Raw genomic sequence first — 13,180 nt, forward strand, 5'->3', positions numbered from 1 at the left:
GCGCCGTACGGCCACTTATCGGCACGGTCGCTCATCCCCGGGCACGCCAACCCGCGGCCCGGGGATCCGGCCGCGGGCTCAGCATCAGGACCAGGGCTCCGAGCACCGCGGAGACGAACGAGCCCAGCAGGATGCCGATCTTGACGTCGTCCTGCAGGGCCGCGTTGTTGGGGAAGGCGAGCAGGCCGATGAACAGGCTCATCGTGAAGCCGATGCCGCAGAGCAGCGACACGCCCAGCACATGCAGCGGTGCGGCGCCGACAGGTGCGGCGGCCCAGCCGAGCTTCACGGTCGCCCGGGCGGTGCCGTAGACTCCGATCACCTTGCCCAGAACGAGCCCGCCCGCGACGCCCAGGGTCAGCGGATCGACCAGCGCGGCCGCGTCGAAGCCGGCCAGCGACACGCCGGCATTGGCGAAGCCGAAGATCGGGATGATGACGAACGGCACCACCTTGGCCAGCGCGTGCTCCAGCCGATGCAGCGGCGAATAGACTCCGCGTTCGTGCCCGCCCCCCGCCGCGCGGGTGAGCGGGATGGTGAAGGCCAGGGCCACGCCCGCGACCGTCGCATGGACGCCCGAGAGCAGCACCAGCAGCCACAGGACCGCGCCCAGGATCAGATACGGCCACAGCGCCTTCACCCCCAGCCGGTTGAGCGCCAGCAACGCCGCCAGCACGGCGGCCGCACCGCCCAGTGCCGCGAGGTCGAGATTGCCGGTGTAGAAGATCGCGATGATCAGCACCGCGCCGAGATCGTCGATGATGGCGAGCGCCGTCAGGAACACCTTCATCGAGGCCGGCACCCGGTTGCCGAACAGCGAGAGCACGCCCAGTGCGAAGGCAATGTCGGTCGCGGTGGGAATCGCCCAGCCGCGGATCACCTCGCCGTTGTTCCAGTTGAGCCCGGCGAAGATCAGCGCCGGCACCGCCATGCCGCCGGCAGCGCAAAGGCCGGGCAGGATGCGCCGCGACCAGGTCGAGAGCTGGCCGTCGACGATCTCGCGCTTGATCTCCAGCCCGACCAGCAGGAAGAACACCGCCATCAGCGCATCGTTGATCCAGTGCGACACGCTGAGCGGACCCACATAGGCCTTCAGCGCGGCGAAGTACGTCGCCGCAACGCCCGAGTTGGCGACGATCAGCGCCAGCGCCGCTGCCGCCATGAGCACGATGCCTCCCGAGGCTTCGCTTTCGATGAAGCGGCGCAGCAGGGTCGGACGCCGGTGAGGATTGCGGGTCATGGTCTCGCAAGGACAAAGGACCGCTGGCGGCCCGACCAGCGCTATTCCCTGCCCGCGCCGATGTGCGGACACCCGCGTTTCTTGTGGCCGATGTGATGCGGGAGGGCAACAAGATCCAGCTGCAGCGGCCTGCGAATTCGTGGCATAGGGGCGCTCTCGGGGGAGGTGACGATGGTTGGGCGTTTGCGGGGCTTTCTGGCCCTGGGATCGATGGTGGCGGCGTTCGGGTTGGCGGCGCCCGCGGTGGCGCAGACGAAGAAGCTCGGCACCTTCGGTGGCTGGGACATCAGCATCGTCCACGACAAGGGCAAGTTCGTGCGCTGCATCGCCGATACGACGGGTCCGAACAATGAAGGGCTGCGGATGAGCTTCGGCGACGATGGTCGGCGCCAGTTCATTCTGCCGGGCTCCGGCACGAGCAGCGCCCGGGACGAGGCCGTGATCGTGCTCAGGCCCAGCGGCAAGCGGTTCACCTTCAAGATGGCGCAGGGATCTCCCGACCGGCTGTGGAGCCCGGCGCTCGAGAACAGCTTCACCGACGTGTTCTTCGAATCGAAGCGCATGGAAGTTCAGCTTCCCGCACGTAACGTGACGCGCAGCTTCGACCTCGGAGATCCAGACACGATGAGCGCGCGGATCGACGGCTGCATGATGTCCCATCAGTAGAGTTGACCGGAGTCCGAATGATGACACGCAAAGACCTGGTTTCCGTGGCGACGGGACTTGCCCTCCTCGCCCTTCCCGCGGGCGCGCAGGCCGAGCCGGGCGATGCCGCCTTTTGCCAGCAATATGCGGCGGCAGCGGCGACCGCAGCGAAGGACGCCATCGCAATCAATCCGGCCTGCCAGGATTTCAGCAAGGGCGTGCATGCCGTCACCAAGATGCATGTCGACTGGTGCCTGAAGACCGACCGCACCGAGGTAGAGAGCGCCTCGACCCACATCCGACGGCTCGCCAGCCGCTGCACCAACGGCCAGTTGGCCGCCCCCAACGGCTATGGCGGCTACGACATCGTCGCCAACGACAGGTTCGAGAAGCCTTGGGGCCAGGCCGGCCCCTGGCGGATTCGCGCCGCCCGCAGCGGCCAGACGTTCATGTACTGCGTGGCGGATTCGAATGCCGGCGGCCGCCGGGTCCGCATCGGCGTCGATCTCGTGCAACCGGGCGATTCGCGACAGTGGCAGGTCGCGGTGCCGATGAAGGGGCCGAAGGACTGGCAGGGCTCGTTCCAGGTCGACGGCAAGGGTTTCGGCAATGGCGGCGGCAACCAGATGAGCGGCGTCGGCGCCGGCGGCTGGAGCATTGCCTGGCTGGGCGAGTCCGAACTCTCGGGCCTGCGCAAGGGCGGGCGTGAAGGCATGGTGGGCGTCGAGACGCAGGATTACGAATTCCCGCTGACAGACGTCGGCGCGGCGATCCGCCAGCTCGAAGACTGCCGCAGGAAGCGCGGCCTGGGCGGCTGATCCGGCTTAGGCGTGGCGCAGGGCGCCGCGCAGCTGTTCGACGGTGGACTGGGCGGCCACGATGCGGCCCATCAGGTTGACCCTGCGGATGACCAGGCTGGTGTTGCGCGGATTGACGTTCAGCGCCTTCGACAGATCGTTGAGATCGTCGCGCAGCCGGTTGAGATTCGTCTCGAGTTCGGCAAGCTTCCTGTCGTCCCTGCGCACCGCTACCCTCGCAAAAACCGCCTTCCGCAGGATATCATGAGCACCGTGACGCCGGCGGGGCGGGGGCGCGTCCCTTTTGTATCAATCGTATGGGCGCTACCCGGACACGAGCCAGTTCAACCTCGTTTCGAAACCGCTCCTTCCCATCGACGACAGGATGTCGTGGTCTTCGACCCCGGGAACCGGGTCCAGGTCCACCCCGGGCAGATGCGCCATGTTTTCTGCTTCCTGGCGATCCACTGTGTTCCTCTCGCCAAAGGTCATGCGGACCAAAGGCCGCCGGTGCGCCCGGCCGTAGAGCGCGGCCATGTCCAGAGAGCCCGGATCGATCGGGGCGGCCGATGGCCGGCGACGCTTCTGCCGTTCGAGGACGCGTTGGGCGCTTTCGTCCAGCCGGGACGGTCCCGACAGGCTGAGAACCCTCCGTGCGGACAGATCCAGCCCATAGAGAAGGGCGCCGAACGTTCCGGCGGAACTGCCCGTGCAGAGTATCCGCTCGCCTCCCAGCAGCCGCGCGACCTCGGACAGGCACTCGATCGTATAGTCGTAGCTTGTCCCCAAAGATCCGATGCCGCCCGCGTAGAACATCCCGTCGTGATCACGAAGATAGACGACGCTCGCATCGAGCCTTCGAAACCACTGGTGCATGAGCACGAGTGGACCGGAAAAGCGCTTGGCCCCGCCGGTGAAGACGAAAAGCACGCTACGCGATCCCTTGCGGGGCACGATCTGGATTTCCGCCGCCGGATCGTCCTTGAACTCCATCTCGTCCTGGTCTGGAGGAGTCTCCGGTGCTGCGAGAACGAGCGATGGAAGCTTGCCGGTACTGGTGTCGGCATGTCCGAGAATGTTCGAAACATAGTGTTTCGCCGCCGCCAGGGAGCCGCATTCGAGGATGGTCCACAATACGACTCTGTGCCTGTACGTCGGCTCGGCGAGCCGCGCGGCGGGCTCACCACGCTCGAAACCGCGCAGGAAATCCAGGGTTTCCTGGATCAGCAGCCTTTCATTGAGCCATGCGTAGTTCCTGACCTCGGCTTCGACGGCTTCCCTCTCGCCGCCCGCCCAGCGCCTGAGGAGTTTCCGGGTCTCGTAGGTCAGCATGCTTGCCCGACGGGCCTCGCTGCATATTCGATGATCGCCTCGATCGACCTGCAATCGTCGAGGTCGTCCTCCGCGATCAACACTCCAAAGACTTCCTCGATCCGCATCAGGATCTGGGCGTGATCGAGGGAGTCGAAGCCGAAATCATAGAAATCCTCCGAGGCCTGCAGATCATCCGTGCAGACTCGCTCCACGACGCCAGCGATGATCTCCCGGACACCCTGCTCGGTCACCTTTATCGACATCCCCTCTCCTTGGGTGCGCTATCAAACAATCTTCAGCGACGCGGCTGCCCTCGCGCAAGAAGTATCGTGCCGCCGCCATCTCCCTCCACCGTTCGCGCGGTCGCCTTCCAGTAGCGACCGCCCAGAAGCCGGCGAAGCGTCAACGAAGCGGGAGCGCGATGGGGCGGCAGCCGGGCGCAGGAGATCTCGGCGATCGTCCAGTAGTCATCCGGACAACTGCACTGCAGAAGATGCACGCTGGCAGCTGCGACACGCCGCATGAATGGCGCCCCTCCCGTGGGTATCGACGCGCTGTCGCCGGCAAAAATCGCACCTTCGACCAACGAGGACTCGTCGAGGGGCAACCGCTCCTGAATCGGCATGTCCCGGCGGCGGCGCAGGTGAAGCCGCCGGCGAACACCGTCGTCGAGATAGCTCACGGATCCGCAGATATCCGCAGACGCGCAAGGCTCCGCGTCATCCCCGCAGACCTCGATGGCGCAGTCGCTTGCCACGGTCAGCGTGAGCCTGACGTCGGCCGCGGCCGCACCGATCCGGCGCACGATGCCGTCGAAGATATCGGCCCCGTGAAGATAGGTCCGGTCGGCCGTGAACGGCGGCTCGAGGATGAAGGGCTGCAATGCCATCGGATACCTAGGTCGCAACGACGTGCGGAACGAACCGGCTGTATTCGTCGAAGATGATCGGTCCGTCGGACTCGAGGATTCCGATCCCTTCGACCGCGCCTCCCACGATCCAGCTCATGACGGACGCATGCCTCGTCTGCGTGGCACTCCGGAAGGTCGGCAACCGGTGAAGCGCCTGAACGACCCAGCCTTCACGCCCGTAAGGCCCGGGCGTCGACAGGCCGCCGGCGGGAAGGGTCTGGTCCCTCAACGTCACATTGTGCCCCTTGATGGAGAACAGGGGCTTGACGACGCAGTTGCCGGTAGGCGCCGCCGGATCGCCGGAAAACCAGGCGGGGAGCAGGTTGGGATGGCCGGGAAACAGCCGCCATAGCCACACCAGGATTCCCTTGGAGGCCAGAACCAGCTTCCACAGCGGTTCGATGACGCCGGGCGAACCGGCCGCGAGGAAATTTCGTCCATAGGGTTCGCGCAGCAGGACGTTCCAGCGATAGGCCTTGACCAGCGAACGGATCGGCAGACCGTCGGCATCGACCAGAAACCCGCTCCCGTTCAGCCGGATTGCCTCGAGGTCGACATAGCGCGCGTCATGGCCGGCCTGCGTGGCACAGTCCTGCAGGTAGCGAGCCCAGATCTGGTCCTCGACGTTGCGCAGCGACGCGGCCATGTGGAGCGGCCGGGCCATTGTATCGCCGAGCCTGTGGAACGAACCCACCAGCGCCTCGTGCAGATGGTTGAACTGGTCGTAGCTGGCAGGCAGGTCGCCGTCGCGTTGCCGATCCTCCAGCCAGATCCACTGGAACACGGCCGCCTCGAAGAGCGTACCGGCCGTATCGGCGTTGCACTCATGGAGTTTGGCGGGATGGAGACCGTCGAAGGCCAGGTCGAAGCGCGCCAGAAGGTCCGGGTCGCTGCGGCGCCAGCTCTCGCTCAGGGCACCCCAGCAGGTTTCGGGAATGCCGAGGGACCGCAGGATTTCGTCGTCGCGACTGGCGCGGTCAACGACCTGCAGGCAGAGATCCCAGAGTTCCGTCGACGCGGCCTCCACGAGACGTTCGATGCAGCCCGCCTCTAAGAGATAGTAGGCATCGTCCGTCCAATACGGCGACTTGGCTGTGGTGTGGTAGCGAAAGCCGGTCTGCTCGGCCAGATCCCGCCAGTCGGGCCGTTCGGCGATTGCGAGGCGCTGCACGGTGGCGATCTTCGACTAGTCTGACAGATCGCTATCGAGCATCGTGTCGCCAAAGAGCCCCAGACCCCGGGCATGAGAAGGACCCACCGGATGAGCGGATGGGACTGTCCCGGCTGGTGTCCGGGCCGCGGCGACATCGGACAAGCTCGGGAAACCGGCCCGATGCACTCCTCCGTCTTCTCCGCGCGCGACCCGGAAATAGGGTTGGTCGACCATGAGGACGAGTGCGATCGCTCCGGAACGGCGCAGAGGGGCGGCGTTCCGCGCCAATCCGTCTGCTCCTTCGGACTGCCCTCGCCGTTCCATGGATGCTCCGCACTCAAGCCCGAAAAGGCACACTCGAACTGCGGAAACCATACCGGGTGCTTTTTACACCTTCAAGTTATGACTCTTCGCTCAGCGGCCTCGCCCCCTCTCGATCGCATCGCCGGCCGACGCGATCGTGGCGACGGCGGGCACCCCTTTTTCCTTTCGTTTGATTCGGGTATCCCACTTAATTCGACTATTTTGGATATTTCGTTTATTGTCGGGCGCCTTCTGACGCAGCCGGCAACCGCATGGAGATGACGATGCCCGTCGACGGATCTCTTTCCGAGCGCCTCCCGACACCTGACGAAGCCGAGAAGGCCAGGACGGCGAGCACGCTCCTGGCGCGCCACAGGGACAGGCGGGGCGGCCTGTCGCTCCGCGTCAGGAAGGGCGCCAAGGACGCCACCGTGGAGCTTCCACCGGCGATCAGCCACCTGGTGCTCGACCTCCTGCTGGCCGTCGGCAAGGGCGAAGCGGTCGCGCTCGTGCCGTTCGGCGGGGATCTTTCCACCCAGCAGGCGGCCGACATGCTCCAGGTCTCCCGGCCCTTCCTCGTGAAGCTGATCGAGAACAAGGAGATCCCGTACCACAAGGTCGGCACCCATCGGCGCATCCGGGCACAAGACGTGTTCGCCTACAGGCAACGCCGCGACCGGACGCGCAACGACGCGCTGACCCGGCTCGCCCGGCTGAAGCAGGAGGTCTAGGACTGAAGGGAACGCAGCGCGGTCGTGACTCCCTGGCGAGGAGAGCGTCGACGCGCTAGCGTCCTTCCATGTGTGGGAAGTTCACGGCGCAGGCCGCGTGGCGCGAAGTCGTCGCCTTCTCGCAGCCACTGACCGGTGAAAGTGGCGGCGGTGATGCCGAGGGCGGTGGAGACGAGATCGTCACCTACCGAGTCGGCGGGCCCTTGCCGGTCATCATCCGGGATCGCGAGGCGGGCAGGCGCCGCGTCGTGCCGATGCGCTGGGGCTTCCCTGCGCCGAAGGACTGGCGCCGGCCGCAGCCGATCCATGCGCGTTCGGAGACGATCGACGAGCTTCGCACCTTCAGGACGGCCTTCGAGACCGGGCAGCGCGGCATCGTCCTGTTCCGGACCTTCAACGAAGGCGAGGAGATCCTGAAGGAGGGCCGCAAGCCCCAGACGAAGCAATGGACGGTCGATCCCCGGGACGGCCGCCCGCGCGGCTTCGCTTTCCTGTGGCGCGAATTCGAGATCCCGGACCTGCCGATGCCGATGCGGGCCTGCGTCATGGTCACCGTGCCGGCCAACGAGCTGATCCGCCGGACCATCAAGTCCCTGGAGGAGGACCCGCGAATGCCGGCGATCCTGGAGGACGACGTCTGGGCGACCTGGCTGGGTGAGGACGGCGCCTCGCCGGCCGAAGCCAAGGCCCTGCTTCGGACGATGGAAGGCGTGAACTGGACGGCGGCGCCCGAGCCGAAAAAGCCAAAGCCCGCCGCGCCACGCCCATAGCCGCGCGCGCGTGCCGTGCCGTCCTGCCAGCGATCCGACCGGCACAGGAATTCTACCCTCCCCCCATTCGCAACCGCGCCACCCGCTCCCGGCCCTTCTCGATCGCGTCGCCGATCGACGCTTCCGCGGGCGCCGCTTCGGGCACCGCCTTCTCGCCGTAGCGCTTCGGCGCGATCTTCGCGGTGAGCCATTTGATCGTCTCGATCTGGAGCTTGCACATGCTCACGGTGCCGGCTTCGGCGTTTCGGGCGATGTGGACCGCTTCCTCGGCGAGCGCATCGGCCTGCTGGTCGCGGGCGACGGCGTACTGGCCGCGGAACGGGCCGTTCTCGTTCTGCCAGCGGCGCACCGTGTCGCGGCTGGGCATGCGGGTCGGACGACAGATGTCGCACAGCAGCTCGCCGTCGGCGAGGCGGCGGCAGATCTCGGCGGCCAGAGTTTCGCTGAAGAGCGTGGGACGCTCGGCCGCCATCACGGACCCTCCTTCTCGTACTTGCCGGCTACTTTCTTGCCCAGCCGTCGCCGGTTCATGCGCATCAGCATGACCGTCGCGGCGCGCGACTGCCCGGGCGTCAGGTTCTCGGCGCGGCGGCGCTTGCGGATCAGGTCGGGATGGCGAGCCATCGTCTCGCCGATGCGCGCATCGGTTTCGCCGGCGGCGACCAGCCGGCGGAGCTGCGCCGCATCGTCGGCGGTCCAGGGGCGACCGCGGCTCATCGCATCGCTCCTTCGCGACTGAAAGAGAGGAGCCCAAGCTTGAAGGTTCTGTTACGTGCCATCGGCCTTTACCTCGCCTCAAACGGAAGTCACGGTCGGCGCATGAAGAGACTTGCCCTCGCCGCCCTCTCTCTCACGCTGCTGGCGCCTGTCGCCCAGGCGCAGAACGCCGCCAAACCGCCGGCCGCCGCGCCCGCGGCTCCGGCCGCTGCTCCGGCAAAGCCGCCGGGCTGCACCGCCACCCAGGGCGCGCTGCCGCAGAACTGGTCCGGCCAGGCCTTCGCCCTCGACGGCGAGACGATGGGCGGCAGCGGCCTCAAGACGCCGATCCGCATCTGGGGCGTGCAGGCGCCGGCGCTGCGCGATGCCCAGCGAGTGGAGACGGTGCCCGGCATGCGCGCGCGGGCCGCGCTCGAGGATCTGCTGGCGCGCGCCGACCACAAGGTGAAGTGCCGCATCGCGCGCTACGATTCGGAATGCCGCCTCGTGGCGCAATGCGCGCTCGACGAGGCGCAGCCGATCGACCTCGGCGGCGCGCTGCTCGCGTCCGGCGTCGTCTACGGCCACGAGCTCGACGAGCCGCTGGCCTGGGAACCGCGCGCCGCCCAACGCTACGCCGACGCCGAGTTCGAGGCCCGCAAGGCACGCAAGGGCAGCTGGCCGCACTGGCTGGGCGAGAAGTAGCCCCCGGCCCCTCTCCTCACCGTCGCGAAGGCGGAAGCGGCTCATTGCAGCGCCGCCGCCGCCAGCGCCGCATCGATCACCCGTTCGATCTCGCGTTCGGAGTAACCCAGTTGGCGGGCGCGATCGGCCAGCATGTCGCGCGTCGCGAGGCGGGCGGCGCGGGCCGAATAGCCGCCCGTCCGTTCGAAGCCGAGACACTCGGCGGCATCCTCGATCAGCCAGGGGTGGAGGACGGGAGGGGAAAGTCTGGGTGAGGCGGCCATCCCGGAAAGATATCCGGATTATTTTCCTACTTCAAGACGGATTCCGGAAAATTCCCCTCTCGGAATCCATTCCGGAACATGCCAGACTGAAGGCATGGCCTTCGACGCCAACCAGCGCCGCCAGGCCCTGCGCGCCTTCATGGCCGGGGCCGGCCTCAACGTCGCCCAGTGGGAAAACCTCTCCGGACTGGGCGATGGAACGCTGCGCAAGTTCCTGGACGACCCGACCGGCGCCAAGACTCTGACCGACAAGACCTATGCGCGCTTGGCGGCCGGCGCCGCGAAGAAGACCGGCCGCGCCGTGGGCGTCGCCGAGCTGCAGGGGGAACTGCCCGCGGCGGCCGATGGTGCCGCCTCCTCCTTCGTCACGGATCTCGCCGGCAACGTCACGCCGGCCTTCGACGCGCCGGGCCGGCCGATGCTCGGCCACATGGCCAACGACGTCCCGCTCTATGGCACGGCGATGGGCGGCGACGGCAACGGCGAGTTCGAGATGAACGGCACGGTGATCGACCATGTCGCCCGCCCGCCGGGCATCCTCGGCCGTGGCGACGTGTTCGCGCTGAACGTGGTGGGCGATTCGATGTGGCCGTGGCGCAAGCCCAACAGCCTGATCTACGTCGAGCGCGACCGCGCCCCCAGCGTCAACGACCATGTCGTGGTCGAGTTCAGGCCGATCGCCGGCTCCAGCGTGCGCCAGACCGTGGTCAAGCTGCTGGTCGGCATCTCGGTGAAGACGCTGAAGCTCGCGCAGTACCGCCCCCCGAAGGAATTCGACGTCGACCGCAGGACGGTGTTCCGCGTCTACCGCGTGCTGGAGTGGGATGAGCTGATGAAGGGTGGGCGATAGGCAGGCCGAGCGAAGCTCGGCCTGCCTATCGCCGAGGAGCGTCAGGACATTGCCTGCGGCAATGTCCGGGAGCGTCGAAGGCAGAACGACCACACCTCTCTTTTGTCATCCTGAGCGAAGCCGCCCGCAGGGCGGCGCAGTCGAAGGATCCTTCATGCGGCGTATGATCGATCGAAGCAGAAGGATCCTTCGACTGCGCGCCCGTGGCGCTCCGCTCAGGATGACAAACTATTTCCGGATTTATTTCCGGATTTCCATTGATTTTTTCGGAACCTGATCCGATACTCGGGCAATGCCCGACAGTCTCTCTCTCCGCCCAAAAGAGACCGTCGCCGACCTGATCCGCCGCCACCGCCGCTCCCTCCCCGCACCCACCATCGAGACCGAAAACTTCCGCGCCCGCGCCGTCGCGCTCTGCAGCGCCGAGGTCGCCCACCGCAGCCGCGACTTCCAGCGGGTGGAGCGCGCCCTCGGCCTCGGCTTCGACCGTTGGCTCGAGCCCGACTGCGAACAACTCGGCCAGTTCCCCCACGAGGCCCACGCCGCCACCGCCCTCCTCTGGCTCTCCCATCTCCAGACGCATGAGAGCCAGAAGCGCACGCCGTGGAGCGGCGTTCCGTTCCGCTCCTGGCGTGAGCGCGAGCGCACGGCCTGGTTCACCAAACGCCGCGAGTTGTGGAGCGGCTTCTTGAGGCAGGTCGAGCGCTATCGTGCGGCTAGGGCCAGTCGAAAGTGCTCGGATAGGGCGATTCAAAATTTGAAAAATACACTCTAGGATTGGAATAGCGGGAAAGATGAACGCGTACATGGATTGCGCGTCAGACGTTGCCAATTTTTGAGGGAGACCAAACGTGACTGTCTGCATTGCAGTTCGCTGTCAGGACAAAGACGTAGAAAAAATTGTTCTTTGCACGGATCGAAAGGCGAGCACAGCGCTAGGAAGCGCTGAAACGGCCTTTAAACAGTATGACATTTCGAATGGCTGGTGGTGTCTCGGATCAGGAGATGAACCCGATATCATAGCGCTAGTACATCTTTACAGAACTCAGTTCAGACAAGCGACGACAGAACCTACCCGAGATACCATTTTTGATTTTTTGAAAGTGCCTTTGCGACAAAGAAAAGCGGCCTTATGCGAGGACTATATACAAAGCCGGTTTGCCATTTCTTATGACAACTTTATCAAAGAAGGAAAAGGAAGGTTTCCTCCTGATCAATTTTACGGAACAATGCAGGCAATATTAGAACTTGAACTCAAAGCTTCTCTGGTCATTGCTGGCTATGTGGAACACAAGCACGCAGTTGTCTTTACGACTGACGGCTACGGAATGCTCAGACCTACTGGTGATTTTGCAGTTGGGGGAGAGGGAGGCTACATCGCGCAATCCTCCCTACTCAGAAGGCAATGCATCAAGTATCAGTCGCTTCACGAAGCTTTATATTTGGCTTACGAGGCAAAGACGCTCGCCGAATCAGTTGGAAGTGTTGGGTCGGAAACGCTTATTACAGTTCTTGGCCCCAAGAGTTGGCATGTTATCAACGATTCAGCGATAGAGCAGATGGCTGAGATGTTTACGAAGTACGGCCCTCAGCCCGTTGGCGACGTGAATCTGAAAGGCACTATCTTTCTTGGAGACAAGCCATCTCGTACAAAGAAAAAATCCGGGTGAATTCATCATCAAATGCGTAGATTTCAAAGAAGCGCTACGATGCTTTTTGAAGAGTGCTCAACATGCCTCCTAAACCTCTATATAAATTTTCTGGATAGGCAGCGTCAGAAGCCCAAGCCTGTCGCATAAAGTCAAGTTGGCTACGGCACAGGGATGACTCCGGGAAAGGGATATCCAGTCGACGACAATCTGAGCGGGTGAACTCAAAAAGAGCGCATCACAACTCCAATGCGGATTGCGCTGATCGCAACCTTGAGGATCGATCATTGGTGGGCGCCTACTAAGCCCCTCACCTCGGCGCGAGCAGTGGCCTGATCTCCTCTTTGGCCAGCATGCCGAGCGCGAAGATTCGCTGGGCGACGACGAGGGCTTCGCCGGCGGTGCCGACGATGGCGGCGGCGATGCGGTCCTGGGCGGCGTTCATCGCGAACTCGACGGCCAAGCTCATGACGGCGGTCGAGGAGGCCGAGAACAGGACGTGCGAGAGGATGCGCCAGACGGCGCGTGCCGTGGCGCGGATCGTACTGGACAGATCGACTTCTTTGCAGAAAGTGCAAACAACCCCAAGCCGCCTGCAAGGCGATCACATGTAGTCCACTTTGCCGTCGTCACGACCGAAGCGGAGTGGATCTCTTTTCCCCGATTTGACGGCATTAACTGGAAAGGAGGTCTCTCCACTCCGCGCCTTCGGCGCTACGGTCGAGACGACGGGGTGCTTTTATGTACGTCCAAAACACTTAGCCATTCGTGAAACTTTTTCTTGACCGCGCCGTCGCGTGCGACAATAGTTTCCGTCATGGCTAACCATTCGACCGACCTCGACCGAACCTTCGCGGCCCTCTCCGATCCGATCCGGCGGGCGATCGTCACTCGTTTGTGCGAGGGGCCGAAGTCGGTGAGCGAACTGTCCCAGCCGTTCGAGATCGCCCTGCCGTCGCTCCTGAAGCATGTGCGGGTTCTCGAGGAGAGCGGGCTCATCAGCTCCGAGAAGACCGGGAGGGTGCGGACCTGCCGGATCGAGCGGCGCGCGCTGCGGGAGACCGAGGCCTGGATCCACCGGCACGTCGCCGCCTGGGAGCAGCGCCTCGACCGGCTGGAGACCCACGTTCAACGCATGAAGAGGAAGCATTAGG

19 protein-coding genes are annotated in these 13,180 nt (G+C 64.8%); 9 read left to right on the plus strand and 10 right to left on the minus strand.

The genetic code is table 11. The features are described from left to right. Positions 1 to 31 precede the first annotated feature (31 nt). Positions 32 to 1,240: a Na+/H+ antiporter NhaA gene (gene nhaA, locus EPO41_RS03155; RefSeq protein ID WP_296320262.1), complete on the minus strand. Its 1,209-nt coding sequence runs from the start codon at positions 1,238 to 1,240 to the stop codon at positions 32 to 34. Between the two features lie 171 nt (positions 1,241 to 1,411). Here nhaA and EPO41_RS03160 point away from each other — a divergent pair, with 171 nt between their 5' ends. Both EPO41_RS03160 and EPO41_RS03165 read left to right on the plus strand, forming a co-directional pair. Then, complete coding sequence (locus EPO41_RS03160; protein WP_296320265.1) at positions 1,412 to 1,906, plus strand: hypothetical protein; 495 nt, start codon at positions 1,412 to 1,414, stop codon at positions 1,904 to 1,906. Positions 1,907 to 1,923: 17 nt separating this feature from the next. Then, positions 1,924 to 2,703, plus strand: coding sequence for a hypothetical protein (locus EPO41_RS03165; RefSeq protein WP_296320268.1), 780 nt, complete (start codon positions 1,924 to 1,926; stop codon positions 2,701 to 2,703). A 6-nt stretch (positions 2,704 to 2,709) separates the two neighbouring features. Here the strand turns inward: EPO41_RS03165 and EPO41_RS03170 are convergent, their stop codons facing one another. The 5 genes from EPO41_RS03170 to EPO41_RS03190 all read right to left on the minus strand — a co-directional run bounded on the left by EPO41_RS03170 (position 2,710) and on the right by EPO41_RS03190 (position 6,077). Further along, entirely contained in the window at positions 2,710 to 2,910 is a 201-nt protein-coding gene (locus tag EPO41_RS03170; RefSeq protein ID WP_296320271.1) for a hypothetical protein, read from the minus strand. A gap of 96 nt (positions 2,911 to 3,006) precedes the next feature. Continuing rightward, a complete protein-coding gene (locus tag EPO41_RS03175) occupies positions 3,007 to 4,014 on the minus strand; it encodes a hypothetical protein (protein WP_296320274.1) in 1,008 nt (335 codons plus the stop codon). Then, positions 4,008 to 4,259 (minus strand): acyl carrier protein, encoded by a 252-nt coding sequence (locus EPO41_RS03180; RefSeq protein ID WP_296320276.1) that lies wholly within the window; start codon positions 4,257 to 4,259, stop codon positions 4,008 to 4,010. Before EPO41_RS03180 ends, EPO41_RS03175 begins: the two co-directional genes overlap by 7 nt. A gap of 32 nt (positions 4,260 to 4,291) precedes the next feature. Further along, entirely contained in the window at positions 4,292 to 4,885 is a 594-nt protein-coding gene (locus tag EPO41_RS03185; protein ID WP_296320279.1) for a hypothetical protein, read from the minus strand. 7 nt (positions 4,886 to 4,892) lie between these two features. Continuing rightward, the gene (locus EPO41_RS03190; RefSeq protein ID WP_296320281.1) at positions 4,893 to 6,077 is read right to left on the minus strand and encodes a glutathionylspermidine synthase family protein; all 1,185 of its coding nucleotides are present in this window, start codon (positions 6,075 to 6,077) and stop codon (positions 4,893 to 4,895) included. Between the two features lie 569 nt (positions 6,078 to 6,646). On the opposite strand from EPO41_RS03190, the gene EPO41_RS03195 reads away from it, so the two are divergent. Beyond that, positions 6,647 to 7,093, plus strand: coding sequence for a helix-turn-helix domain-containing protein (locus tag EPO41_RS03195; protein WP_296320284.1), 447 nt, complete (start codon positions 6,647 to 6,649; stop codon positions 7,091 to 7,093). 68 nt (positions 7,094 to 7,161) lie between these two features. Then, complete coding sequence (locus EPO41_RS03200) at positions 7,162 to 7,863, plus strand: SOS response-associated peptidase family protein (protein WP_296320287.1); 702 nt, start codon at positions 7,162 to 7,164, stop codon at positions 7,861 to 7,863. 52 nt (positions 7,864 to 7,915) lie between these two features. Here EPO41_RS03200 and EPO41_RS03205 read toward each other — a convergent pair whose 3' ends face one another. Together EPO41_RS03205 and EPO41_RS03210 are read right to left on the minus strand one after the other, a co-directional pair. Next, positions 7,916 to 8,335 (minus strand): hypothetical protein, encoded by a 420-nt coding sequence (locus EPO41_RS03205; protein ID WP_296320290.1) that lies wholly within the window; start codon positions 8,333 to 8,335, stop codon positions 7,916 to 7,918. Then, the gene (locus EPO41_RS03210) at positions 8,335 to 8,580 is read right to left on the minus strand and encodes a hypothetical protein (protein ID WP_296320293.1); all 246 of its coding nucleotides are present in this window, start codon (positions 8,578 to 8,580) and stop codon (positions 8,335 to 8,337) included. Before EPO41_RS03210 ends, EPO41_RS03205 begins: the two co-directional genes overlap by 1 nt. 102 nt (positions 8,581 to 8,682) lie before the next feature. Between EPO41_RS03210 and EPO41_RS03215 the strand changes: the two genes are divergently transcribed. After that, positions 8,683 to 9,264 (plus strand): thermonuclease family protein, encoded by a 582-nt coding sequence (locus tag EPO41_RS03215; protein WP_296320296.1) that lies wholly within the window; start codon positions 8,683 to 8,685, stop codon positions 9,262 to 9,264. A gap of 41 nt (positions 9,265 to 9,305) precedes the next feature. Here EPO41_RS03215 and EPO41_RS03220 read toward each other — a convergent pair whose 3' ends face one another. Beyond that, positions 9,306 to 9,527, minus strand: coding sequence for a hypothetical protein (locus EPO41_RS03220; RefSeq protein WP_296320299.1), 222 nt, complete (start codon positions 9,525 to 9,527; stop codon positions 9,306 to 9,308). Between the two features lie 94 nt (positions 9,528 to 9,621). On the opposite strand from EPO41_RS03220, the gene EPO41_RS03225 reads away from it, so the two are divergent. From EPO41_RS03225 to EPO41_RS03235, 3 genes are all read left to right on the plus strand, one after another. Then, on the plus strand, positions 9,622 to 10,377 hold the full coding sequence (locus tag EPO41_RS03225) for a hypothetical protein (protein ID WP_296320302.1): 756 nt from the start codon (positions 9,622 to 9,624) through the stop codon (positions 10,375 to 10,377). A 292-nt stretch (positions 10,378 to 10,669) separates the two neighbouring features. Continuing rightward, the gene (locus tag EPO41_RS03230) at positions 10,670 to 11,152 is read left to right on the plus strand and encodes a hypothetical protein (RefSeq protein WP_296320304.1); all 483 of its coding nucleotides are present in this window, start codon (positions 10,670 to 10,672) and stop codon (positions 11,150 to 11,152) included. Between the two features lie 76 nt (positions 11,153 to 11,228). Further along, positions 11,229 to 12,047 carry a hypothetical protein gene (locus EPO41_RS03235; protein ID WP_296320306.1) on the plus strand — a complete coding sequence of 273 codons (819 nt, stop codon included), beginning with the start codon at positions 11,229 to 11,231 and terminating at the stop codon, positions 12,045 to 12,047. Positions 12,048 to 12,336: 289 nt separating this feature from the next. On the opposite strand, the gene EPO41_RS03240 is transcribed toward EPO41_RS03235, so the two are convergent. Continuing rightward, positions 12,337 to 12,495 (minus strand): hypothetical protein, encoded by a 159-nt coding sequence (locus tag EPO41_RS03240; RefSeq protein ID WP_296320309.1) that lies wholly within the window; start codon positions 12,493 to 12,495, stop codon positions 12,337 to 12,339. 348 nt (positions 12,496 to 12,843) lie between these two features. On the opposite strand from EPO41_RS03240, the gene EPO41_RS03245 reads away from it, so the two are divergent. Beyond that, a complete protein-coding gene (locus tag EPO41_RS03245; RefSeq protein WP_296320312.1) occupies positions 12,844 to 13,179 on the plus strand; it encodes a metalloregulator ArsR/SmtB family transcription factor in 336 nt (111 codons plus the stop codon). Position 13,180: the final 1 nt, after the last annotated feature.

The organism is Reyranella sp. (assembly GCF_004297265.1).
In the GTDB taxonomy this organism is placed as follows: domain Bacteria; phylum Pseudomonadota; class Alphaproteobacteria; order Reyranellales; family Reyranellaceae; genus Reyranella.

What these genes read in the sequence shown, in the direction of transcription:
- nhaA (WP_296320262.1), bottom strand. Translation starts at nt 1,240, where the DNA reads ATGACCCGCAATCCTCACCGGCGTCCGACCCTGCTGCGCCGCTTCATC.
- EPO41_RS03160 (WP_296320265.1), top strand. Translation starts at nt 1,412, where the DNA reads ATGGTTGGGCGTTTGCGGGGCTTTCTGGCCCTGGGATCGATGGTGGCG.
- EPO41_RS03165 (WP_296320268.1), top strand. Translation starts at nt 1,924, where the DNA reads ATGATGACACGCAAAGACCTGGTTTCCGTGGCGACGGGACTTGCCCTC.
- EPO41_RS03175 (WP_296320274.1), bottom strand. Translation starts at nt 4,014, where the DNA reads ATGCTGACCTACGAGACCCGGAAACTCCTCAGGCGCTGGGCGGGCGGC.
- EPO41_RS03180 (WP_296320276.1), bottom strand. Translation starts at nt 4,259, where the DNA reads ATGTCGATAAAGGTGACCGAGCAGGGTGTCCGGGAGATCATCGCTGGC.
- EPO41_RS03185 (WP_296320279.1), bottom strand. Translation starts at nt 4,885, where the DNA reads ATGGCATTGCAGCCCTTCATCCTCGAGCCGCCGTTCACGGCCGACCGG.
- EPO41_RS03195 (WP_296320284.1), top strand. Translation starts at nt 6,647, where the DNA reads ATGCCCGTCGACGGATCTCTTTCCGAGCGCCTCCCGACACCTGACGAA.
- EPO41_RS03200 (WP_296320287.1), top strand. Translation starts at nt 7,162, where the DNA reads ATGTGTGGGAAGTTCACGGCGCAGGCCGCGTGGCGCGAAGTCGTCGCC.
- EPO41_RS03205 (WP_296320290.1), bottom strand. Translation starts at nt 8,335, where the DNA reads ATGGCGGCCGAGCGTCCCACGCTCTTCAGCGAAACTCTGGCCGCCGAG.
- EPO41_RS03210 (WP_296320293.1), bottom strand. Translation starts at nt 8,580, where the DNA reads ATGAGCCGCGGTCGCCCCTGGACCGCCGACGATGCGGCGCAGCTCCGC.
- EPO41_RS03215 (WP_296320296.1), top strand. Translation starts at nt 8,683, where the DNA reads ATGAAGAGACTTGCCCTCGCCGCCCTCTCTCTCACGCTGCTGGCGCCT.
- EPO41_RS03220 (WP_296320299.1), bottom strand. Translation starts at nt 9,527, where the DNA reads ATGGCCGCCTCACCCAGACTTTCCCCTCCCGTCCTCCACCCCTGGCTG.
- EPO41_RS03225 (WP_296320302.1), top strand. Translation starts at nt 9,622, where the DNA reads ATGGCCTTCGACGCCAACCAGCGCCGCCAGGCCCTGCGCGCCTTCATG.
- EPO41_RS03230 (WP_296320304.1), top strand. Translation starts at nt 10,670, where the DNA reads ATGCCCGACAGTCTCTCTCTCCGCCCAAAAGAGACCGTCGCCGACCTG.
- EPO41_RS03240 (WP_296320309.1), bottom strand. Translation starts at nt 12,495, where the DNA reads ATGAGCTTGGCCGTCGAGTTCGCGATGAACGCCGCCCAGGACCGCATC.
- EPO41_RS03245 (WP_296320312.1), top strand. Translation starts at nt 12,844, where the DNA reads ATGGCTAACCATTCGACCGACCTCGACCGAACCTTCGCGGCCCTCTCC.